Here is a 20,200-nt window from a genome sequence, read left to right as displayed (position 1 = left end):
GTGTCTCCGCCCTATGAAGGGTACGGCGACGCTACATCTTCGGCGCGACATCGGACTACGACTGAGGCGGCTCAGCGTTCCGTCTTAGCATCGCAAGCACCTGCGTGAACTCGGCGAGCTTGTCATCGGGGATACCAGCCCGCAGACGCTTGTCGAAGGCTACCGCCGCGAGGCGCAACTTTTCGAACAGCGCTTCGCCGGCTTCCGTCAACGCCACCTGATGGACCCTGCGGTTTTCCGGATCGCGGCGGCGCGTCAGCAATCCTTGCGCCTCCATGCCGTTGAGGTGGTGGGTAAGCGTCGCACCCTGGATACCGATCATCCCAGCAAGCTCGCGCTGGTTCGCCAGTTCCTTCGACTTGACCGACAGCAAGGTCACCCAGACCGGCAGCGTGCCGCCGGCCTCAACCATCGCGGCATCGAAAGCCTGCGCCACCACTTTCGAGGTGCGGGCGAGAGTCATGCCGACGGGCGGACGGTCAAACGGTGTCATGACCTGACAGTAGAGCAAAGCGATTGGAACATGAAACCTGGCTTCATGATTGACATCTAACCGTTAGATATCTAACTTTGTCTTATTGATGGCGTCGACATGCTGCGACGCGCGGCGGGCGGCAGAGAGGAATGCGGTCATGCAATATATCTATATCGTCACCATCGGCCTGCATGTCATGGCCGGCGTGTTTTGGGCCGGCACAACCATTGCGGTTGCCCGCGATCCTGAGATCAAGGCGGAGCGCTTTATCCGACCGCAGCTCGGCGCCTCCGGCCTGGCGTTCCTGACCGGCATACTGCTCTGGTATTTCTTCCACGAAGGGGCTTTCGGCTCGATGGAGAAGGTGCTGGCGCTGGGCATTTTGACGGCGCTGGTCGCCGCCGGCGTGCAGGGTGCGCTTGTCGCCTCCGCCAGCAAACAGCTGGCCGGTGCCGATCAGGCGACGCAAATCCAGCTGCGGGCGAAAATGACCAGAGGCGAACGCATTGCCGGCGGGCTGCTGGTCATCACCGTGTTTTGCATGGCGTCTGCCAAGCTGTTTTGAAACGCACGGCCGGCAAAACCGACCGGGCGCGGCGCGCAACGGACCAAAGCGGCAGGTGGCTCTCCTTGCAAAGGTCCGTTGCGCGTCACAACCCTCAGATCCTGATCCCGAACCGGATGCCGTCATAGATGGCGGCGTGGATGTTGCGCGAGGCGACAGCGTCGCCGATGCGAAACAGCACGAAGCCGCCTTCGGCATTGCGAGCGGGGAAGATGTCGCCGCCGCTCACCAGCCGCTCATAGTCGACCGCGCCGCCGTTCTTCGACAGGGGTTTGAGCGACAGATAAAGATCGTCGAGCGGCACGGTGCCGTGCTCGACCACCACCTGGTCGATGCGCCGCTCGCCGCGCCAGCCGTCGGCGAAGTCCGAGGCCAGCTCGGCGACGAGCTGGTTGCCCTCGCGCCGCACCGAACGCAGGCGGGTGTTGATGGTGACGGTGACGCCTTTTTCGTGGAAGGCGCGCATATAGGGCACGTGGTTCAGACCGCCCATTTCCGGCGCGAAGAAGCGCTCGGGCGAAACCAGTTCCAGCTTCGAGCCACTGTTGGCGATCAGCTCGGCGGCGCCCATGCCCTGATGGCCGCCATTGTCGTCGTAAAGCAGCACGTTCTCGGCCGGCTTGACGCTCCCGGCCATGATGTCCCAGCTCGAGGTGACAAGATTGTCGCCGACCGTCAGCGGCGGGTTCTGCGGCATGCCGCCGGTCGCCACGATCACCACATCCGGCGCCAACGCCAGCACGTCATCCTTCTCGGCCCAGGTGTCGTAGCGGATCTCGACGCCAAGACGTCCCAGTTCCGCAAGGCGCCAGTCGATGATGCCGATCAGCTCCTTGCGGCGCGGGTTCTGGGTTGCCAAGCGCACCTGTCCTCCGGCCTGGCTTGAGGCTTCGAGCACAGTCACCTGATGACCGCGTTCGGCGGCGACGCGGGCGGCCTCCAGACCGCCGGCACCAGCGCCCACCACCACGACTTTCTTCTTCGGTCCCTCGCTCTTGGCGATGACGTGCGGAATGGTCGCCTCGCGGCCGGTCGCGGCGTTGTGGACGCACAGCGCCTCGCCGCCCTCATAGATGCGGTCGAGACAATAGGTGGCGCCGACGCAGGGGCGGATCTCGTGCTCGCGGCCTTCCATCACTTTGCGGACGATATGCGGATCGGCGATATGCGCGCGGGTCATGCCGACCATGTCGAGCTTGCCGGTGGCGATGGCGTGGCGGGCCGTTGCGACATCGGAAATGCGCGCCGCATGGAAGGTCGGGAATTTCGTCGCCGCCCTCACCTCACCGGCGAAATCGAGATGCGGCGAGGATCGCATGCCGGCCACCGGGATGACCTTGGTCAGCGACGCATCGGTCTCGATCGTGCCGCGGATGATGTTGAGAAAATCGACCTTGCCGGATGAGGCCAAGCGCCTGGCGATCTCGACGCCAACTTCCTTCGAGATGCCCTTTTCGACATCCTCGTCGGCGACCATGCGGATGCCGACGATGAATTCTTTACCGACCGCGGCGCGCACGGCGTCGAGCACCATGTCGGTGAAGCGCAGCCGGTTGTCGAGCGAGCCGCCGAACTCGTCGTCGCGATGGTTGGTGAGCGGCGACCAGAAGCCGTCCATCAGATGGCCATAGGATTCGAACTCGATGCCGTCGAGCCCGGCTGCCTGGCAGCGCTGCGCGGCGGAAGCATAGTCGGCGACAATGCGCTCGATATCCCACTCCTCGATGGTCTTCGGGAACGCGCGGTGCGCCGGCTCGCGCACCGGCGAGGCCGACAGCACCGGCAGCCAGTCGGCCTTGTTCCAGCCCGTGCGGCGGCCGAGATGAGTGATCTGGATCATCACCTTGCAGTCATGCTCATGGCAGGCATCGGCGAGTTCGGCCAACCACGGCACGATCCTGTCGTCATAGACATGCAGATTGCCGAAGGCAGCCGGACTGTCGCGCGAGACGATCGCCGAGCCCGCCGTCATGGTCAGCGCCATGCCACCCTTGGCTTTCTCGGCATGATAGAGCCGGTAGCGCTCCTTCGGCATGCCGTCCTCGGAATAGGCCGGCTCATGGCTCGTCGACATCACCCGGTTCTTCAGCGTCAGGTGCTTGAGCTGATAGGGTTGGAGAAGCGGGTCGTTGCTGGTCATTGTCTTCCTGCCGTTTCAAATTGTGCTAATGAGCGCTCAAACGCGCTGCGCCCGAGAGGACTGCAACGCTTCTTTCAACCTTCGTTTCGCGCCCGCCGCATTGAACTGCGCTTCTAACGGCCGGGAGCAAGGAGCCCGCCCATGACCGACGCCAAAAACCTCACCCAGCTCGGCAAGCACGTCGAGACGCCACAGAACCCCGAACAGGCGGTCCTGGAGACCGTGCCTTTCAATCGCGGCGACGGCCCGCCGGCGATCGTGCGCTTCACCTGCCCCGAATTCACCTCGCTGTGCCCAGTCACCGGCCAGCCGGATTTCGCCCACATCGTCATCGACTACGCGCCCGACAAGACGCTGGTGGAATCGAAGTCGCTGAAATTGTTCATGACCTCGTTCCGCAACCACGGCGCCTTCCATGAGGAGTGCACCGTGATGATCGGCCGCCGCATCGTGGAGGCCACCAAGCCGCTCTGGTTGCGCGTGGGCGGCTATTGGTTCCCGCGCGGCGGCATTCCGATCGACGTCTTCTGGCAGACCGGCGCGCCACCCAAAGACGCCTGGCTGCCGGATACCGGCGTTGCGCCCTATCGCGGGCGCGGTTGAGATTTGTTGCGAAAGGCTGGCGGGACAGCGCGCGAAGGAACGCCAGCCCTGATCTTCAATCACCATTATCATTCGCACTGATACTGGCTGAGCGCCCACTCGCCGGTGACCGACAGAAGGTCGGAGACCTTCCAGGCGCCGCCGACCTTCTTCAGCTTCCATTCCAGCCGGTGCTGGTGGCCCTCGACGACGAAGGCGACGACCACCTTGGCCTCGTCGCCACTGACCGCTTCGACGGTGCGCAGACTCCGGTCGATGGCGAGCTTGTCGTAGTCGGAATTGTCGAGCGCCATGTTGGGGTCGAGGCATTCGCCCTGCCCCGAAGCGCGCAGCGCGTCGCTCTTGTCGAGCACGGTTTTCGCCGGATCGATGAAATTCTTGCGCTGAGAAGGGTCGAGTTCCAACCCGACATGTTCGTAGAACGGCTTCACCACCGCGGTCGGCGATCCGGGCAGGACAGGTGCGACGGGCGCCGGTTCGGCTGGTTTGGTTTCCGGCGCCGCGGCAGGCGGCGACTTGTCGGTCTCGGGCGCTTTGTCGCCTGAAGACGCGTTCGGGGGCGGCGAGCCGAAGAGCGCCTGCGCCGAGGCTCCGCCGCTCAGCCCCGCGGCCAGCATCGACAAGCTCGACAACACGAGGACGGACCAGCGAAGCACGGCGTCACTCCGTCGAGGCGCCGCATTCCAGCGCGCTGAGCTTCCAGTCGCTGGTCTTGGAGGTGATATCGGCGATCTTCCACTTGCCGTCCACTTTCTTCAGCGACCACACCATTTCGCGTTTGGAGTCATCGCCTTCCGGGAAAAGATTGAAGCTTGCCGTCACCTCGGCGGTGTCGCCGTTGACGGCTTCGGTGAGCTTCAGCGTCTTCGACAGGGTCTTCTGGTCGAAATCCTGGGCGTCGAGGCCGGGGTCGAAGTCGATGCAGGATACCTCGTCGGGCTTCTCCTTCTGCGCCTTGTCGTTGGCTTCGAACAGCTTGGTCACCGGCTCGGTGAAGCGGTCGCGGTATTTGGCGTCCGCCTCGAACTTCACCTCCGGCACGTAGAAGAACTTCACGGTGTTGGAAGCCGGCCCGGCAAGCGCGGCGCCGGGCAAGGCTATCGACATGGCAGCGGCAAGCATTGTCGGCTTCATGCAGGATCTCCGAGGTTCGGTGCGTGGCGGCAAGCTCGCTGCCACGCATCCTGCATACCGGCTTTTTTGCGGCTCATGAAGTCCAGTCGCGCTCAGGCATCCAGCCAGACGTTCTGGAAGTCCATTTCGTAGGTCTGGTGCATCGAATAGTTCTTCACCTTCTTGTTCATGTGGCAGTAGAGCTTCTGCCAGAAGGGCTGGATGATGACGCCGGAATCCTGCAGGATCGCCTCGACATCCTTCATCACCTCCTTGCGCTTGGCGACGTCGATCTGCGACAGCGCATCCTTGAGCTTGGCGTCGAACTCCGGGTTGGAATAGGCCGTCTCGTTCCAGGCCTCGCCGGTGCGGTAGCCGAGCGCCAGCACCTGCACGCCGAGCGGGCGCATGTACCAGATGGTCATGGAATAAGGATATTTCGTCCAGTCGTTCCAGAAGGTCGAGCCGGGCAGCACCGTGCGCTTCACCTTGATGCCGGCGTCGCGCAGCTGGCCGGCAATCGCATCGCCGGTGTTCTTCTGCCATTCGTCCTCGACCGTGATCAGCTCATGCTCGAAATCGGCCTGACCTGCCTCCGCCATCAGCTTCTTGGCGCCGGCGGCGTCGCGCTCCTTCTTGGGTAGCGGGTAGTATTCAGGATGGATCGGGCTGACATGGTGGTTCTCGCCGACCGTGCCGCGGCCATTATAGCCGAGCTGCATCACCTGGTTGTTGTCGACCGCCATCTGCAGCGCGTTGCGCACCCGCTTGTCGTCATAGGGCTTATGCGTGATGTTGGTGCGGGCAACGAGCGTGGTCGCCGTCGCGACCTCCGACTTCACCAGATCCATCTTGTCTAGCGGGTCGATGTAGTCGGCCGGCGTTTCGAAGTCGAGGTCGATCTCGCCGGAATCGAAAGCATTCAGCGTAGCGTTGAAGTCGGTGCCGTAGTCGATGAACTCGACCCCGTCGAGCGGCGCTTCGCCGCCCCACCACTTGCCGTTCTCGCGGCGCTTTACGACCGCCTTCTGACCAACCGAATAGGACACCAGCTCGAAAGCTCCGGTGCCGATCGGCTTCTTGATCGGGTCGGCGCCGTCCTTGTCGAAGTCGCGGTGCACGACCAGGGCCGGATAGTCGGTGAGGCCGGGGATGATGGCGATGTCGGCTTCGTTGAGCTTCAGCTTGACCGTGTGGTCATCGACCTTGGTGATCGCGCCGTCCTTGGCCTTGCCAGTCTTGGCATCGATCAGCGCGCCGACACGAGCCGCCATGGAATTGCCGGACGCCCCCTTCTCGCACCAGCGGTTCAGATTGAAAACCACATCATCGGCGTTGAAGGCATCGCCATTGTTCCAGGTCACGCCCTTGCGCAGGTGCAGCGTGTATTCGGTGGCGTCGTCATTGACGTCCCAGCTTTCGAGCAGCACCGGCTCGAAAGTGAACTGGTGCGTGTAGCGCACCAGCGGTTCCAGCCACGTGCGGGTGACGTTTGCCATCTCCGTCCAGTCATAGGTGCGCGGATCCTTCTGCGCCTTGACCGACATCGCGACATGCAGCGTACCGCCCTTCTTGGGCTCATCGGCAAGGGCCTTGGTCGGCGCGGCAAGGCCGAGCATGCCATAGGCGAAAGCCGTCGATGCACCGAAGGCGCTTGCCAGAGCCAGGAATTCGCGCCGGTCGACACGCCCTGCCCGCGCCTCCTCGGCCATCGCTTCGATAGCGGCCGGAACCCGGTCGCCATTGCTTCTGAACAGTGTCATTCTCTTTCTCCCATTGGTTTGAGCGGGTCTTTTGCCCTTTTGCTTGAACTTTCGTCTATTAACTAACGCTGTCCGGCAGCTTTTCCTCACGCCGGGCGATCAAATCCCTGAGACCTTCGGCGATGCCTTCGTCGAGCTTCGGCTCCTGGTAGTCGGCGAGCATGGCGCGCGCCTTTTCTCGGCCGCGCGTGTCATGATCCTTGGCGCCTTCGGCGCTCCACTGCTCGAAGGAATTGAAGTCCATGATGTTGGGCATGAAGAAGGCGCTCTCGAAATGCTCGAGCGTGTGCTGCGTGCCGAGGAAATGCCCTTGCGGACCGACCTCGCGGATTGCCGCCATCGCTTCCTTGAAATCGTCGAAGGGAACGCCGCCGGCATATTTGTACCAGCCGACGAGCTGCTCGCAGTCGGTGGCGAATTTCGAATAGCCGCAGGTGAGTCCCGCCTCCAGCCAACCGGCGGAATGCCAGATGTAATTGGCGCCGGAAAGGATCGCGGCATGCATCAGCATGTTGGCCTCATAGCCGGCCTGGGCGTCATTGAGCTTGGAGCCGACATGGAAGCCGGAGGTGCGCCAGGGCAGCTTGTATTTCCTGGCCAAGGCGCCCATCAGATACATCATCTGCGCCGCTTCCGGCGTGCCGCCCATCGGCGCGCCGGTCTTCATGTCGACAGTAACCATGAACTGGCCGTAAAGCTGCGGCGAGCCGGGCCGGATGAGCTGGGTCAAAGCCACGCCGGCGAGTGCCTCGGCATTGACCTGCGCCACCGCGCCGACGGCGGAGGCCGAGGTCGAGGCGCCGCATAGCGCGAAAGGCGCCAGGATCAGCGGCTGGTTATGGCTCGCATAGACCCGCATGGCGTCGATCATGGTGGCGTCCCAGACCAGCGGCGAATTGCAGTTGGTGATCGCCACCAGCACCGGGTTGTCGCGCACGAAGTCCTCGCCGAAGACGATGCCAGCCATCGCCATCGTGTCCTCGGCGCGCTCCTTGGACGTGACGATGCCCATGAACGGCTTGTCGGAATGTTTCAGCGCCGAATGGATGATGTGGAGATGCCGCTTCGGCACGGCGATTTCCATCGGCTCGCAGATGACCGAGCTCGAGGAATGCAGCGCCGGCGCCATATAGGCCATCTTGTGGAAATTGTTGAGGTCGGCGAGCGTGCCGTAACGGCGCTTGTTGTCGAGGTCGCGGATATAGGGAGCGCCATACATCGGCACGAAGATCGAGTTCTTGCCGCCGACACGCACCGTGCGCTCCGGATTGCGCGCGTTGAGCGTGAACTCAGGCGGAACTTTCGAGACGAGTTCCATCAGGAGCGCGCGGTCGATGCGGACGCGCGTTTGCCTGACATCGGCGCCGGCCGCTTTCCAGAGCTCTATCGCCCCGTCGTCGCGGAATTCGCAGCCCACCTCCTCAAGGATCTTGAGCGATTCCTCGTGGATCAGCTCCACCGCCTCGTCGGGCACGATCTCATAGGCGGGGATCTTGCGCACAAGGGTCGGGAAGGACGCGATCGGCGCGCTTCTCAGCGCCTTGCGGCCAAGACGGCCGCCGCCGCGGCGGTGGGTCTGTTCGATCAATTCAACGGCCGGTGCGTTCATGGAGGCTCCTTCTTCCCGCCACTCACGTTAGCGAGGCAAAATATGGCTGTGACGCTGGAAAATCCTGATCTTCTGTATAAGTTCACCTTATGCGAAGCCTGCGCCACCTCCTGCCCTCGGCCGGCAGCCTCATCGTCTTCGAAGCCGCCGGGCGGCTGTCGAGCTTCACCGCCGCCGGACGCGAGCTCGGCATGACGCAGGCCGCCGTTTCCTATGCCGTGCGCGGGCTGGAGGAGCAGCTCGGCGCCAAGCTCTTCCAGCGGCGCCATCGCCAGGTGCTTCTGACGGAAGCCGGCGAGCGCTTCCATGCCGACGTCTCGCTCGGCCTGTCGCATATCCGCAAGTCGGCAGAGGACCTGCGCCTGCAGGCAACCGGCGGGCATGTGACTTTGGCCGCCTCGACGGCTTTCGGCTCGTTCTGGATGATGCCGCGCCTGCAGCAGTTCCGCGACGAACTGCCGGGTATCGACTTGCGCATCCAGACCGCCGACCGCGACCTCGACATCATCGCCGAAGGGATTCCGCTCGGCGTGCGCGGCGGGGTGCCGCGCGACTGGCCGGACTACCACTCGCTGTCGCTCTCCGACGAGGAGATCTTCCCGGTCGCCGGCCCGAGCTACCTCGCCAAATTCGGCAAGCCGAAGACGGTCGAGGAACTGGCAACGCACCGGCTGATCCATCTCGAGGAACCCTATCGCGAGGCGCCGAACTGGGACGAATGGTTCGCGTCGGCCGGAACCAGCCTGCGCAATGCGGAGCGCGGGTTGCGCATCAACGATTATGCGCTGGTGATCCAGGCGGTGATGGAGGGACAAGGCATCTCGCTCGGCTGGCGGCATCTGGTCGAGCGGCTGGTCGCATCAGGGCTGCTGGTGCCGGTGACCGATCATGTGATGCGGACCGGCATCGGCTTCCACGTCATCTGGCCGAAGAACCGCGACCTCAGCGAGAATGCGCGCAGGGTCAGGGACTGGCTGGTGGCGCAGGCGTGAACTGACCCCTCCCCCACGCCGTCCGAATCCGCCTATAATCGCCTCATGCCCATCCGCCAGCTTTCCGAAACGATGATCAACCAGATCGCCGCCGGCGAGGTCATCGAGCGTCCGGCGAGCGTGGTGAAGGAGTTGGTCGAGAATGCGCTCGACGCAGGAGCCTCGCGCGTGGAGATCGTCACCGCCGGCGGCGGGCTCAATCTCATCCGCGTCACCGATGACGGCTCGGGCATTCCCGAACAGGAATTGGCGCTTGCGGTCGCGCGCCACTGCACCTCCAAGCTGTCCGACAGCATCCACGACATCCGTTCGCTCGGCTTCCGCGGCGAGGCGCTGCCTTCGATCGGCTCGGTGGCGCGGCTGTCGATCCGCTCGCGCACGGCTGGCGGCGACAGCGCGGCCGAGATCGGCATCGACGGCGGGCGCGTCTCGGCGGTGAAGCCGGCGGCGGCAAACCGGGGCACCACGGTCGAGGTGCGCGACCTTTTCTTCGCCACACCGGCCAGGCTGAAATTCATGAAGGGCGAGCGCGCCGAAAGCTCGGCCACCAGCGACGTGGTGAAGCGCATCGCCATCGCCTTTCCCGCTGTCCGCTTCACGCTGGCCGGCGCCGACCGCTCGACGCTGGAACTGCCCGCAACCAGCGACACGCCGGAGGGCCGGCTTGCCCGCGTCGCGCAAGTGATGGGCAAGGATTTCCCGGACAATGCCATTGCCATCGATGCCGCGCGGGAGGGAGTTCACCTTGCCGGCCACGTCTCGATCCCGTCCTACACGCGTGCCAATGCGCTGCAGCAATATGCCTATGTCAATGGACGGCCGGTTCGCGACAAGCTGATCGCCGGCGCGATCCGCGGCGCCTTCGCCGACGTGCTGCCGCGAGACCGGCATGCGGTGACGGTGCTCTTCCTGTCGCTCGATCCCTCGATCGTCGACGTCAATGTCCATCCCGCCAAGGCCGATGTGCGCTTCCGGGATCCCGGCCTGGTGCGCGGGCTGATCGTCGGCGCCATCCGCGAGGCGCTGGCCGGCGCCGGCATCCGCGCGGCGACAACGGGCGCCGCCGGCATGATGGCGGCATTCCGGCCAGGCGCGGCGCCCTACTCGCATGCCGGCCCGGCCAACGGCCATCGCAGCTACGAGGCCACTTATCACGCTTCCGCCTCCGGAGGCTTCGACCCGTTGCGCTCGGCGCAGCGGCCGCTCGACATGGGCGAAGCACGGGCGCCACGAAACGGCTTCGCCGAGAACGAGCAGGCGGCCTTCGACACCGGGCCGCTCGCCAGTGCCGATGTCCGCGCCGGCATGGCCGAGCCGACCGAAGCGCTGCTCGGCATGGTGCTGGGCGTGGCGCGCGCGCAGGTGCATGAGAACTACATCGTCGCCCAAACCAGGGATTCGCTCGTCATCGTCGACCAGCATGCCGCGCATGAGCGGCTGGTCTACGAGGCGCTCAAGAATGCGCTGCATTCTCGCGCCGTGCCGTCGCAAATGCTGCTCCTGCCCGAGATCGTCGACCTGCCGGAAGAGGATGCCGAGCGGCTGGCGATGCATTCCGAGACGCTCGCCAAATTTGGCCTAGGCCTCGAGCGCTTCGGTCCCGGTGCGGTGGCGGTGCGCGAGACGCCGTCGATGCTGGGCGAAACCAATGTGCAGCAGCTGGTGCGCGACCTTGCCGACGAGATCGCCGACAACGACACGGTCGAGACGCTGAAGGAGCGGCTGGACAGAATAGCCGCGACCATGGCCTGCCACGGCTCGGTGCGGTCAGGGCGCCTGCTCAAGGCCGAGGAGATGAACGCGCTGCTGCGCCAGATGGAGGCGACGCCCGGATCCGGCACCTGCAACCACGGCCGCCCGACCTATATCGAGCTCAAGCTCGCCGATATCGAAAGGCTGTTCGGGCGGCGGTGAGCGTCCCCTGGCTCGTTGCAACAGCAAGGGTCGGCGCCATACGCTGAGTATCATTTCTTGAGGTGGTATTTTCCTGTCTTCGGGTTGAGAACATAGTCGTTCGCGCCTGCGAATTTGCCGCCTCCAAATTCCACCGAAATGATGTCCTTGCCTGCCTCCACCCATTTTTGCACGTTCATATAAATGGGCGTCGTCGACATACCGGCGTTGCAGTCCTCATCGTCGAAGCCGATCTCCTGAACGGCCGTCTTTTTCTTCTTGTTGATCACCAGCATTTTCGTCATGCAGATGCCGGCGTCGGACTTCGTGTAAATCCCCGCAAATCTGTCGCGGGTCGTCTCAGCCCAAAAGGGAATTTCGACGGTCCCGTCGATCTTCAGGTCGCCTGTATTGTCAAGACTCGCGACCTTCCTGAGCGTAACGGGAAATTTGTCCACGCCTTTGCTCCAGCTTCCCGCCGCGCCGCTTTCACTGATCTCGATAGAGAAAGGACATCCGGTGGTGTCGACGGGTGTTTTCGACCCCATGACGAGGACGCGTTGAAATTCCTGGTCGTCCGCGATCTCGCACAGCGTGAGCTTTGAGCCCTCCGCCTTGCCGTAGATCGCGATTGGGCTTTGCTTGGCGTCGTAGAAATAGCTTCCCTTTACACTGATGCCGCTGCCGAAGCTGGCATAGCGCTGCAGGGAGACGTGAACCGGATTCGGTCCGATGGAGCCTTCGTAGTTTTCCACCTGGTACCAGCCCGCGAAGGCTTTCCCGCTCAGCATCAGCAGGCAGAAAACCGTGGCAATGAAGCCTCTTCCCATCCCGATCCCCTCCATCAAGGCGGATCAGGATAGCGTGCCTTGCGCCTGCGTCACAGGGGCCGAAGGTAGCCGCATTCAACTTTTCAGTTCGAGTCCGGAAACGGCCGTAAACTTTTGAACTAACGCTTCAAATTGACCACGATCACGCCACCCAGCGCCAGCGCGCCGCCCAGGATGCCGAGCAGCGACGGCACTTCGCCCAGCCAGAAGAAGCCGATCAGAGCGGAGGTCGGCGAGACGAGATAGAGGAAGTTCGAGGCGCGCGCGGCAGGCAGGCGGGACAGCGCGGTCGCCCAGGCGGCATAAGCGATCAACGAGGGAACGATGCCGAGATAGATGACGGCGCCGAGACCGGCGGTGTCGGCGACCGCCGCCTGCGAAAAAGCCTCGGGCAGGAAGGGCGACAGGCAGAGCGCGCCGAGCACCATGTTGGAAGCGGATATCGTCAGAGGATGATGACGGGCAAAGAGCGGCTTCTGGACGATGGTGTTGACGGCGGAACAAAGCGCGGAGCCCAGCACCAGCAGCGCGCCGGCGTTGAAATGAAGGCCGTGCCCGTCGGCCAGCGCGATGATGCCGATGCCGGCGAAGGAAATGACGGTGCCCAGCCAGGCAAGCCCCGAGAAGCGCTCGCCGAGCAGCGCCATCGCCATGATAGCGGTGAAGATCGGGCTGACATTGATGATGAAGCCAGCCGCACCCGCCGAGACGGTCAGCTCGCCGAAATTGAGCATGGCGGTGTAGAGCGCGACGAAGATGGCGCCGCCGAAGCCGAAGCGCCACAGCTCGTCCACCCGGGGCAGTGCCGGGCGCTTCACCGCGAGGAAGATGGCGGCCGGAACCGCGGCGATGGCAAAGCGCAGCGCGCCGAGCTCCAACGGCTGGAAGGCGGCAAGGCCGGCGCGGATCGCCGGGAAAGCCGAGGCCCAGCCGATGACCGTCAGCGTCACCGCGATTGCGGCGGTGGTGTCCATGCGCCGTGTCTCATTCAACGTGCCGGTGTAAGCGCTCATTGCCGTAGCCTCGTCTTTCTGCGTCATGGATGCAGAGAACGCCATTGCCGGCCAATTGACAAACGACCAATTCGAGAGTCAGCTGTGAGCATGGATCACAGCTCTGACCAGATACTGCCGCTTGAAACCCTGCGCGCCTTCGATGCGGCGGCGCGCATGGGAAGTTTTTCCGCGGCGGCTGAAAAGCTCAACCTCACTCATGGCGCGGTGAGCCGTCAGATCGCCAAGCTGGAGGACTGGCTTGGCTTGAAAGTGTTCGAGCGCAACGCGCGTGGCGTGACGCTGACGATCGAGGGCAACCGGCTGCATTTGAGGACAGCCGAAGCCTTCGCGCTGATCTCGTTCAACTCCGACCGCTGGGTCGAGCCGCGCGGCACGGCCGTGGTGCGGCTGGCCTCGATCCCGTCGGTGAGCGGGCTGTGGCTGATGCCGCGCATGGCCGCGCTGGAGAACCATCCGACCAAGCTGCGCATCGTGCTTGACGTCGACAACCGCCAGGCCGATCTCGCCGACGAAGGCATCGATCTTTCGGTGCGCTGCGGGCGCGGCCGCATTCCGGGTCGCGTCTCGGTGCAGCTGTTCGAGGAGCATATTTTCCCGATCGCCTCGCCGGAGCTGGCGAAGGAGATCGGACGAGGCGATCCTGCACGGTTGCTGAAATTCCCGCTGATCAACGATTCCGACGCATCCGCCTGGCGCGCCTGGCTCGCGGCGCAGGACATGGACTATCGCCCGCGTCCGCAGGACCGGCGTTTCGAGGACTATAATCTGGTGCTCGATGCGGCCGCGCATGGGTTGGGCATAGCGCTGGCGCGGCCACCGCTGACGGCGGACCAACTCCAATCCGGCCGCATCGTTGCCGTCGACGAGCGCGTCGCGCTCAATCCGGTGTCTTACTGGATGGACCGCCCGGTCGGCCGGCCGCGCGCGGCAGCGGCGGACCTTGCCAGGCGCATCGCCGAACAGGCAGGGCTTGCTCCGGGAAAGCTCGAGGCTTTCCTTCAGGACGACGTCTAGAGCGGGCCTATCGAAGCAACAGAACCATGATGGTGGCGGTCACGGCCGAGACGATTGCCGTGACGACCGAAATCGTCCAGAGCGATACCGCAACAGAATCGGATCGCGGCGCGTGACCAGCCGGACGAACCGCGGCGCCGCGAGGCTGCGGTGCGTTGGCGTTGGCCGCGACCAGCATCGCGGCGGAAGCGATGGCCGGCGAAAATGTGGACAATGCAGGCGCAACCGGGGCTCTGGGCGCATTGTCGGCGACCGCTGCCTGCGGTGAGGCGAAGCCGCGCGGTGCCTGATCGGTGTCCGTCGCCGCCCTGCCCGTCGAAGGTCTTGCCGGCGCGTCATCCAAGGCAGCATCGGGCTCCATGACGGCCCGGTAAGCGTCCTCGGCCTCGGAGGACGACAGGCGTGGCGATGCCTGAGCCGCAGGGCGCGGCTGTGCGCTCTGCAGCGCCTGCGCGGCGAACTGCGCCGCCTGCACCATTGATGGCGCCGGCGGCTGGACCAGCGTCTTGATCAAAGCCGCCGTCGCCGGATCGGCCTTCGGCGAAGGCACCGCATGCGGGGTGAGCGCCTCATTGATCAGCGTGTTCAAGCGGGGCGGAGTGATGTCCATGTCGGAGCTCCGGGAACCATTTGTCGCTGCAGCCATACCGGATGAGCATTGCGTCAAGCTTGACGTTGCTTGCGATTTATGGCGATTGAAACCCGATGAACTGCAGCGTCCTTTCATGATGAACCGTTTCGAAGGCCCGGGCGGCAGGGAAGCCCGGATCCGTTATCTCGACGGCGACTTCCAAGTCACCAGTCCCGGCTCCTTCGTGCGCTGTGCGGTGACGGGCGAGAACATTCCGCTCGACGAGCTCAAATATTGGAGCGTCGCCCGGCAGGAGCCCTATGTGAACGCCGCGGTATCGCTTGCCCGCGAGATCGAGATGCACCCGGAATTGCGCAAGCGCGGATAGGCTTGCGAGCCCATGGCGCTTTGGCAGCCAAGCTCGACCGCTCAGGGTACTACATTGAAAAACTTCAGGAAATCTCTCAAGACACTTCTTCGCATGCCGCTTGTCATGCGCGCGAGATGGCGCGATCGGGCGGTGTCGAGGGCGCCCCGATTCAAGCTGACGGCCTGCGCCATCTTCCGCGAGGAAGCGCCGTTCCTGGCCGAATGGATCAGGTTCCATCAGAATGTGGGATTCGAGCATTTCTATCTCTACAACAACTTCTCGACCGACGACTTCAAAGCCGTGTTGAATCCGTTCATTCAGGAGGGCCTGGTTACGCTGGTCGACTGGCCGCGGCCGGTGGGGCAGCTGTCGGCTTATAGGGACTGCATCCGCAGGCGCTGGCGCGAAGCGTTGTGGATCGGATTCTTCGACATCGATGAGTTTCTTTTCGCGCCCGACGGACGTGACGTACCCTCGGTTCTGAGGGACTATCGCGACCTGCCAGGCGTTTGCGTCTGGCAAGCTTTCTATGGCTCCTCCGGCCAAGCGGAGCGACCAGAACGGCCGGTGGTCGAGGCCTATACGATGCGAGCCGGGCCGGACATCACGACGGTCAAGACAATCCTCAACCCGCGCATGGTCTACAGGGTGGGCGTCCATCAGTCGAAATTCCTGTCCGGTGAAGGGATGGACACCCGTCGACGGACCATCGCGCCCGGCATGCCTCCCCAGTTCGATATCCTGAGGATCAATCACTATTGGTCGCGATCACTCGCCGACCTCGACCAGAAAATCCGGCGCGGCGACGCCTCGACTTCCGCGCTGCGCGACAGGGATTAGCATTTCGACTTCGAAAGCAAGCTCAATGTCGAGCGCGACGAGGCGATCCTGCAGGCGATGCGGCGCGCAGGATAGCCGTAGCCACTTCTTCCCTTCCCATCGATGGCCCCACTCCGTCGTTTCAGTGCTGACACTTTCGCCTTTCTGGGGCTATAGACAGCAAAGGGCTATGGGTACGGGGGATAATTGTGAAGGTTCTTGTCACGGGTGGGGCCGGCTTTATCGGCTCGCATCTATGCGACCTGCTGCTGGCACAAGACCGGCAGGTACTATGTGCCGATAATTTTTCCACCGGCTCGGCGGAAAATATCGGTCATCTTCTGGGCAATCCACATTTCGAGTTTCTGAGGCACGACGTTACCGTGCCTCTCAAAGTCGAAACGGATGAAATCTTCAACCTCGCCTGCCCGGCCTCGCCTGTTCACTATCAGCGCATTCCGATCGAGACGACCAGGACCTGCGTCTATGGGGCGATCAACATGCTCGATCTTGCACGCGCTTCCGGGGCCAGGATCCTTCAGGCATCGACATCCGAGGTCTACGGGGATCCGCAAGTCCATCCCCAGACCGAGGCCTATTGGGGCCACGTCAATCCGATCGGGCCGCGCAGTTGCTACGACGAAGGCAAGAGATGCGCCGAGGCGCTGTTCTTCGACTACCGGCGTCAGTCGAAATTACCCATCAAGGTGGTGCGCATATTCAATACATACGGGCCTCGCATGCACCCGTCGGACGGACGGGTGGTCAGCAACTTCATCGTCCAGGCCTTGCAGAACGATCCCATAACCATCTACGGCGACGGTAGCCACACCCGCAGCTTCTGCTATGTCGACGATCTGGTCGATGCGATGGTTCGGATGATGGCTACGCCCGACGATTTCGTGGGCCCCCTCAACGTCGGCAACCCGACGGAAGTCACGATCCTGGAACTGGCCGAGCTTGTATTGAGCCTTGTCGGCGGCAAGTCCAAAATCGAGTTCAAGCCCCTGCCGCAGGACGATCCCCGCCAGCGCCAACCCGATATAGGTCTGGCGCGGTCGACGCTGGATTGGTCTCCTCGCGTCGCTCTCGAGGATGGGCTCGCCGAAACGGTTCGCTACTTCCGCCGCCTCATCAACGGCAATTGACGGTGGCGCGCCCCTTTAAGTCTTTGTCTTCATGCATGTCGTTATCGCAAAACCGCTGCACACTTTTGCGCGACATGCATTAGCCCCGCATCTTGCGCAGGCGCCAGGCGTCGAGCGTCTCGTCGACGATGCGTTCGGGCACATGATCGAGCTCGAACACGGCCTCGATGTCGAGCACGTCCAGCTGGGCGAGGAAACCGGCAGGCGTCTCGCCATGGCGCAGCCGCGCGGCGTCCTTTGCCGTGGTGACGAGGCGCAGCCCCTCATGCCGGGCGAGCGCCAGGAGGTCGGCAAGCTCGTCCTGGGCGTAGAAATGATGATCCGGAAAAGCGCGCGACTGAGCCACTTCGCCGCCCGCGCCGCGCACCGTGTCGAAGAATTTCTCCGGATGGCCAATGCCGGCAAAGGCCAGGAAGCGGCCGCCGGCGAAGCGCGACGGATCGGCCGGCTCGACATGCGCCAGGAAGATCGGCCGGCCGGCGCGCGCCGCCTGGCGCACGACGCCGTCGGCGGCGGTCCCCTCGCCCATCTTCAGCAAGCCGCTGGTGAAGACCAGCTGGTCGACGACCTTGGCGCGGAGCGGCCCGCCCGGGATGACGCGGCCGTTGCCGATGCCGAAGCGGGCGTCGACCACGACCAGCGCATAGTCGATATGGACGCGCGCCGACTGGAACCCGTCATCCATGATCAGGAAATCGCAGCCACGTTCTTCGATGAGCAGCTTCGCACCGGCGGCGCGGTTCGCCGTCACCGCGACGGGCGCATGTTCGGCCAGGAGCAGCGGCTCGTCACCGACATGCTTGGCGGCGTCGTGATGCGCATCGACGACATGAGGCCTGGCGAACGAGCCGCCATGGCCGCGTGACAGGAAGCCTGGCGTGAGCTGCATGCGCTTGGCCTGCTTGGCCAAAGCGATGGCGACCGGTGTCTTACCGCTGCCGCCGACGGTAAGATTGCCGACGCACAGGACCGGCGCTGCGACCTTCTCGCGCGGCGCGTGGCGCATGCGGCGGCCGGCGACCAGCCCGTAGATCGCCGATGCGGGCGACAGCGCAAGCACGCGCCAGTCCGGCTTTTCCCACCAGAAGGGTGGCGCTTCGCTGGTCATCGCGCCTGCCCCATGCGTCTCGGCTTCGCGCATGGACTTTTCCAAAAATCGGATCCGATTTCTGGGGTCATGATCTAGCGCCCGTTTGCGCCTTTCAGGCGCGCCTTGACGACCAGAGGCTGGATATAGGGCTCCAGCGATTTCAGCGTGCGGGCAAGCGCGCCGCGCATTTCGTCGACGGTGGCGGCACCCGCCGCCATCATCTCGTGGCGCGCCACTTCGTTGGTCAAAAGGAAATTGACGGCGCCGGCCAGCATGTCACGGTCGCGCACCAGCTTGGCGCCGCCGCTGTCGAGCAGGCGCTGATAGGCCTCGCGGAAATTCTGCACGTTACGCCCGGCCAGCACGGCGGTTTCGAGCATCGCCGGCTCGAGCGGGTTCTGGCCGCCTTGCGAAGTCAGCGAGCGGCCGACAAAAGCGATCTCGGTCAGCCTCAGATAAAGGCCCATCTCGCCGATCGTATCGCCGAGCAGGATGTCGGTATCATGGGAGATGCGGTCGCCCTTGCCGCGCCTTGCCACGGACAGGCCCATGCCGGAAATCTGCGCGGCCAGCGCATCGGCGCGATCGGGGTGACGCGGCACGACGATGGTCAAGAGCCCGTGATGGCGCCTGTGCAGGCTTGCGTGGACCTCCGCGGCCACGACCTCCTCGCCATCATGAGTCGAGATCGCAGCCCAGGTCGGACGGCCGCCGATCTGGCGCTGCAGGGTGGCTAAGGCCCGCTCGTCGACCGGCGGCGGATTGGTATCCACCTTGAGGTTGCCGGAAACGGTGACCGGCCGGGCGCCCAGCGCGCGGAACCGCTCGCCGTCGACATCCGACTGGGCGATGACGTGGGCAAGATTCTCGAACAGCGCCTCGGCAACGCCGGCGCGCTTCTTCCAGGACATGAAGGAGCGGTCCGACAGCCGGCCGTTGACCAGAACCTGCGGCACGTTGCGGGCGCCAAGTTCCAGGATGGTCATCGGCCAGATTTCCGATTCGGCGATAATCGCCAGTTCCGGCCGCCAGTGATCAAGAAAACGGCTTACCGCGGGCTTCAGATCGAGCGGCACATATTGGTGGATGATGCGGCTGCCGAGGCGCTCTTCGGCGACCTTGGCCGAGGTCACGGTGCCCGTGGTCAAAACGATGTTGACGCCATAGTCGAGGATGCTCTCGACCAGCGGCACCACCGCGATCGTCTCGCCCACGCTTGCGGCATGGATCCAGATCACCGGTCCTTCCGGACGGGGACGGCCGGCGATGCCATAGCGTTCTCGGCGGCGGACACGATCCTCCTTGCCGCGCGAGGCGCGCCAGGCGACATAGGGGCCAATCAGCGGATAGGCGGCCGCCCCCGCATAGCGATAGGCAGTCAGGGCCGCACGCGCCCAGCGCTCGCTCATTTGCCGCCGTCCACGAGGCGATAAGCCTCAGCCGTCGCGGCGTTGAGGGAGGCCGTGACCTCCTGGCGCTTGCGCTCCATCTCGGCGTCATCGGCATCGGCGGGCACGAAAACAGGCTGGCCCACGATGACCGCGGAGCGGCCGAACGGCAGGTTGATGGTGGTCTTGTCCCAGCTCTTCTCCAGCACCTTGCGGCGGCTGGTGGCGATGGCCGATGGCAGGATCGGCCGGCCGGAAAGCCTTGCCAGGAGAACGATGCCAAGCCCAGCGTCGCGCGGCGTGCCATTCGGAATATCGGCGATCATGGCGACATTCTTGCCGGTGGCAAGCGCCTTCCTCAGCGCGATCAAGGCCTTGGCGCCGCCCTTGTCCAAATGCCTCGAATTGTCGCGGCCGCCGGAGCCGCGCACTGCCTCGATGCCGAATTTCTCGATCATCAGCGCCTGGAGCTCGGCGTCGGCGCTGCGCGAAACCATGGCGACCAGCGGCCGGCCCTCGGGGTAATAGGCAGGGGTCAAAAGGTGCTGGCCGTGCCAGAGCGCGATGATGCCCGGCTCAAGATGCGCATAAGCGCCGCCGGCTACCCGGGTCGAGCCTTCGACGAGCGGGCTGGTGACGCGAATCAACCGCAAGAACCAGGCGAACAGGCTGGCGATGAAGTTCTTGACGAAACTCGACTGCGCCAAAGGCTCGCGGATGCGCCGCCACAGCGTGCGCGTTCCGCCGCGTCTGGCGGCGCGCGGCCGGGTCGCCCCTTTCACCGCTTCATGCTCCATCGAC

General features: G+C 64.1%; 20 protein-coding genes. 8 read left to right on the top strand and 12 right to left on the bottom strand.

Features of this window, described 5'->3' with window-relative positions; translation table 11 throughout:
• Positions 1–55: 55 nt before the first annotated feature.
• Positions 56–493, bottom strand: a complete 438-nt coding sequence (locus LB523_RS06800; RefSeq protein ID WP_224601689.1) for a MarR family winged helix-turn-helix transcriptional regulator — start codon at positions 491–493, stop codon at positions 56–58.
• Between the two features lie 139 nt (positions 494–632).
• On the opposite strand from LB523_RS06800, the gene LB523_RS06795 reads away from it, so the two are divergent.
• Positions 633–1,040 carry a hypothetical protein gene (locus LB523_RS06795; RefSeq protein WP_224601686.1) on the top strand — a complete coding sequence of 136 codons (408 nt, stop codon included), beginning with the start codon at positions 633–635 and terminating at the stop codon, positions 1,038–1,040.
• A gap of 94 nt (positions 1,041–1,134) precedes the next feature.
• On the opposite strand, the gene LB523_RS06790 is transcribed toward LB523_RS06795, so the two are convergent.
• Entirely contained in the window at positions 1,135–3,180 is a 2,046-nt protein-coding gene (locus LB523_RS06790; RefSeq protein WP_224601685.1) for an FAD-dependent oxidoreductase, read from the bottom strand.
• Between the two features lie 141 nt (positions 3,181–3,321).
• Between LB523_RS06790 and queF the strand changes: the two genes are divergently transcribed.
• Entirely contained in the window at positions 3,322–3,783 is a 462-nt protein-coding gene (gene queF / locus LB523_RS06785) for a preQ(1) synthase (RefSeq protein ID WP_224601683.1), read from the top strand.
• A gap of 68 nt (positions 3,784–3,851) precedes the next feature.
• Here the strand turns inward: queF and LB523_RS06780 are convergent, their stop codons facing one another.
• The 4 genes from LB523_RS06780 to LB523_RS06765 all read right to left on the bottom strand — a co-directional run bounded on the left by LB523_RS06780 (position 3,852) and on the right by LB523_RS06765 (position 8,268).
• Positions 3,852–4,439, bottom strand: coding sequence for a hypothetical protein (locus LB523_RS06780; RefSeq protein ID WP_224601681.1), 588 nt, complete (start codon positions 4,437–4,439; stop codon positions 3,852–3,854).
• 4 nt (positions 4,440–4,443) lie between these two features.
• The gene (locus LB523_RS06775) at positions 4,444–4,917 is read right to left on the bottom strand and encodes a DUF3828 domain-containing protein (RefSeq protein WP_224529108.1); all 474 of its coding nucleotides are present in this window, start codon (positions 4,915–4,917) and stop codon (positions 4,444–4,446) included.
• A 92-nt stretch (positions 4,918–5,009) separates the two neighbouring features.
• The gene (locus LB523_RS06770; protein ID WP_224601679.1) at positions 5,010–6,659 is read right to left on the bottom strand and encodes an ABC transporter substrate-binding protein; all 1,650 of its coding nucleotides are present in this window, start codon (positions 6,657–6,659) and stop codon (positions 5,010–5,012) included.
• 58 nt (positions 6,660–6,717) lie between these two features.
• Positions 6,718–8,268: a trimethylamine methyltransferase family protein gene (locus LB523_RS06765; RefSeq protein ID WP_224601677.1), complete on the bottom strand. Its 1,551-nt coding sequence runs from the start codon at positions 8,266–8,268 to the stop codon at positions 6,718–6,720.
• An 89-nt stretch (positions 8,269–8,357) separates the two neighbouring features.
• Between LB523_RS06765 and LB523_RS06760 the strand changes: the two genes are divergently transcribed.
• Positions 8,358–9,260: a LysR substrate-binding domain-containing protein gene (locus tag LB523_RS06760; protein ID WP_140634096.1), complete on the top strand. Its 903-nt coding sequence runs from the start codon at positions 8,358–8,360 to the stop codon at positions 9,258–9,260.
• 45 nt (positions 9,261–9,305) lie between these two features.
• Positions 9,306–11,174, top strand: a complete 1,869-nt coding sequence (gene mutL, locus LB523_RS06755; RefSeq protein ID WP_224601675.1) for a DNA mismatch repair endonuclease MutL — start codon at positions 9,306–9,308, stop codon at positions 11,172–11,174.
• A gap of 50 nt (positions 11,175–11,224) precedes the next feature.
• Here the strand turns inward: mutL and LB523_RS06750 are convergent, their stop codons facing one another.
• Positions 11,225–11,983 (bottom strand): hypothetical protein, encoded by a 759-nt coding sequence (locus LB523_RS06750; protein WP_224601673.1) that lies wholly within the window; start codon positions 11,981–11,983, stop codon positions 11,225–11,227.
• Positions 11,984–12,102: 119 nt separating this feature from the next.
• Positions 12,103–12,996: a DMT family transporter gene (locus tag LB523_RS06745; protein WP_224601671.1), complete on the bottom strand. Its 894-nt coding sequence runs from the start codon at positions 12,994–12,996 to the stop codon at positions 12,103–12,105.
• A gap of 90 nt (positions 12,997–13,086) precedes the next feature.
• Here LB523_RS06745 and LB523_RS06740 point away from each other — a divergent pair, with 90 nt between their 5' ends.
• The gene (locus tag LB523_RS06740) at positions 13,087–14,013 is read left to right on the top strand and encodes a LysR substrate-binding domain-containing protein (protein ID WP_224601668.1); all 927 of its coding nucleotides are present in this window, start codon (positions 13,087–13,089) and stop codon (positions 14,011–14,013) included.
• Positions 14,014–14,020: 7 nt separating this feature from the next.
• Here the strand turns inward: LB523_RS06740 and LB523_RS06735 are convergent, their stop codons facing one another.
• Complete coding sequence (locus LB523_RS06735) at positions 14,021–14,623, bottom strand: hypothetical protein (RefSeq protein WP_224601666.1); 603 nt, start codon at positions 14,621–14,623, stop codon at positions 14,021–14,023.
• A gap of 115 nt (positions 14,624–14,738) precedes the next feature.
• Between LB523_RS06735 and LB523_RS06730 the strand changes: the two genes are divergently transcribed.
• From LB523_RS06730 to LB523_RS06720, 3 genes are all read left to right on the top strand, one after another.
• Positions 14,739–14,972: a DUF2093 domain-containing protein gene (locus tag LB523_RS06730; protein ID WP_040986608.1), complete on the top strand. Its 234-nt coding sequence runs from the start codon at positions 14,739–14,741 to the stop codon at positions 14,970–14,972.
• A gap of 93 nt (positions 14,973–15,065) precedes the next feature.
• Positions 15,066–15,794 (top strand): glycosyltransferase family 92 protein, encoded by a 729-nt coding sequence (locus LB523_RS06725; RefSeq protein WP_224601664.1) that lies wholly within the window; start codon positions 15,066–15,068, stop codon positions 15,792–15,794.
• Positions 15,795–15,982: 188 nt separating this feature from the next.
• Entirely contained in the window at positions 15,983–16,921 is a 939-nt protein-coding gene (locus LB523_RS06720; RefSeq protein WP_411966439.1) for a UDP-glucuronic acid decarboxylase family protein, read from the top strand.
• A 79-nt stretch (positions 16,922–17,000) separates the two neighbouring features.
• On the opposite strand, the gene lpxK is transcribed toward LB523_RS06720, so the two are convergent.
• The 3 genes from lpxK to LB523_RS06705 form a co-directional block, all read right to left on the bottom strand.
• Positions 17,001–18,029, bottom strand: coding sequence for a tetraacyldisaccharide 4'-kinase (lpxK, locus tag LB523_RS06715; protein WP_224601811.1), 1,029 nt, complete (start codon positions 18,027–18,029; stop codon positions 17,001–17,003).
• Positions 18,030–18,103: 74 nt separating this feature from the next.
• The gene (gene waaA, locus LB523_RS06710; protein WP_095767820.1) at positions 18,104–19,420 is read right to left on the bottom strand and encodes a lipid IV(A) 3-deoxy-D-manno-octulosonic acid transferase; all 1,317 of its coding nucleotides are present in this window, start codon (positions 19,418–19,420) and stop codon (positions 18,104–18,106) included.
• Positions 19,417–20,196, bottom strand: a complete 780-nt coding sequence (locus tag LB523_RS06705) for a lysophospholipid acyltransferase family protein (protein ID WP_095767821.1) — start codon at positions 20,194–20,196, stop codon at positions 19,417–19,419. Before LB523_RS06705 ends, waaA begins: the two co-directional genes overlap by 4 nt.
• Positions 20,197–20,200: the final 4 nt, after the last annotated feature.

Source organism: Mesorhizobium sp. ESP-6-4 (genome assembly GCF_020164735.1).
Classification (GTDB): domain Bacteria; phylum Pseudomonadota; class Alphaproteobacteria; order Rhizobiales; family Rhizobiaceae; genus Mesorhizobium.
Note: the sequence above shows the minus strand (reverse complement) of the source record. Positions and strands in the feature narration are given on the sequence as shown.

Coding starts and splice junctions, on each gene's coding strand:
- LB523_RS06800 (WP_224601689.1), bottom strand. CDS start 493: ATGACACCGTTTGACCGTCCGCCCGTCGGCATGACTCTCGCCCGCACC.
- LB523_RS06770 (WP_224601679.1), bottom strand. CDS start 6,659: ATGACACTGTTCAGAAGCAATGGCGACCGGGTTCCGGCCGCTATCGAA.
- waaA (WP_095767820.1), bottom strand. CDS start 19,420: ATGAGCGAGCGCTGGGCGCGTGCGGCCCTGACTGCCTATCGCTATGCG.
- LB523_RS06735 (WP_224601666.1), bottom strand. CDS start 14,623: ATGGACATCACTCCGCCCCGCTTGAACACGCTGATCAATGAGGCGCTC.
- LB523_RS06725 (WP_224601664.1), top strand. CDS start 15,066: ATGCCGCTTGTCATGCGCGCGAGATGGCGCGATCGGGCGGTGTCGAGG.
- mutL (WP_224601675.1), top strand. CDS start 9,306: ATGCCCATCCGCCAGCTTTCCGAAACGATGATCAACCAGATCGCCGCC.
- LB523_RS06750 (WP_224601673.1), bottom strand. CDS start 11,983: ATGGGAAGAGGCTTCATTGCCACGGTTTTCTGCCTGCTGATGCTGAGC.
- LB523_RS06765 (WP_224601677.1), bottom strand. CDS start 8,268: ATGAACGCACCGGCCGTTGAATTGATCGAACAGACCCACCGCCGCGGC.
- LB523_RS06745 (WP_224601671.1), bottom strand. CDS start 12,996: ATGAGCGCTTACACCGGCACGTTGAATGAGACACGGCGCATGGACACC.
- LB523_RS06775 (WP_224529108.1), bottom strand. CDS start 4,917: ATGAAGCCGACAATGCTTGCCGCTGCCATGTCGATAGCCTTGCCCGGC.
- LB523_RS06795 (WP_224601686.1), top strand. CDS start 633: ATGCAATATATCTATATCGTCACCATCGGCCTGCATGTCATGGCCGGC.
- LB523_RS06740 (WP_224601668.1), top strand. CDS start 13,087: ATGGATCACAGCTCTGACCAGATACTGCCGCTTGAAACCCTGCGCGCC.
- queF (WP_224601683.1), top strand. CDS start 3,322: ATGACCGACGCCAAAAACCTCACCCAGCTCGGCAAGCACGTCGAGACG.
- lpxK (WP_224601811.1), bottom strand. CDS start 18,029: ATGACCAGCGAAGCGCCACCCTTCTGGTGGGAAAAGCCGGACTGGCGC.
- LB523_RS06705 (WP_095767821.1), bottom strand. CDS start 20,196: ATGGAGCATGAAGCGGTGAAAGGGGCGACCCGGCCGCGCGCCGCCAGA.
- LB523_RS06790 (WP_224601685.1), bottom strand. CDS start 3,180: ATGACCAGCAACGACCCGCTTCTCCAACCCTATCAGCTCAAGCACCTG.
- LB523_RS06730 (WP_040986608.1), top strand. CDS start 14,739: ATGATGAACCGTTTCGAAGGCCCGGGCGGCAGGGAAGCCCGGATCCGT.
- LB523_RS06760 (WP_140634096.1), top strand. CDS start 8,358: ATGCGAAGCCTGCGCCACCTCCTGCCCTCGGCCGGCAGCCTCATCGTC.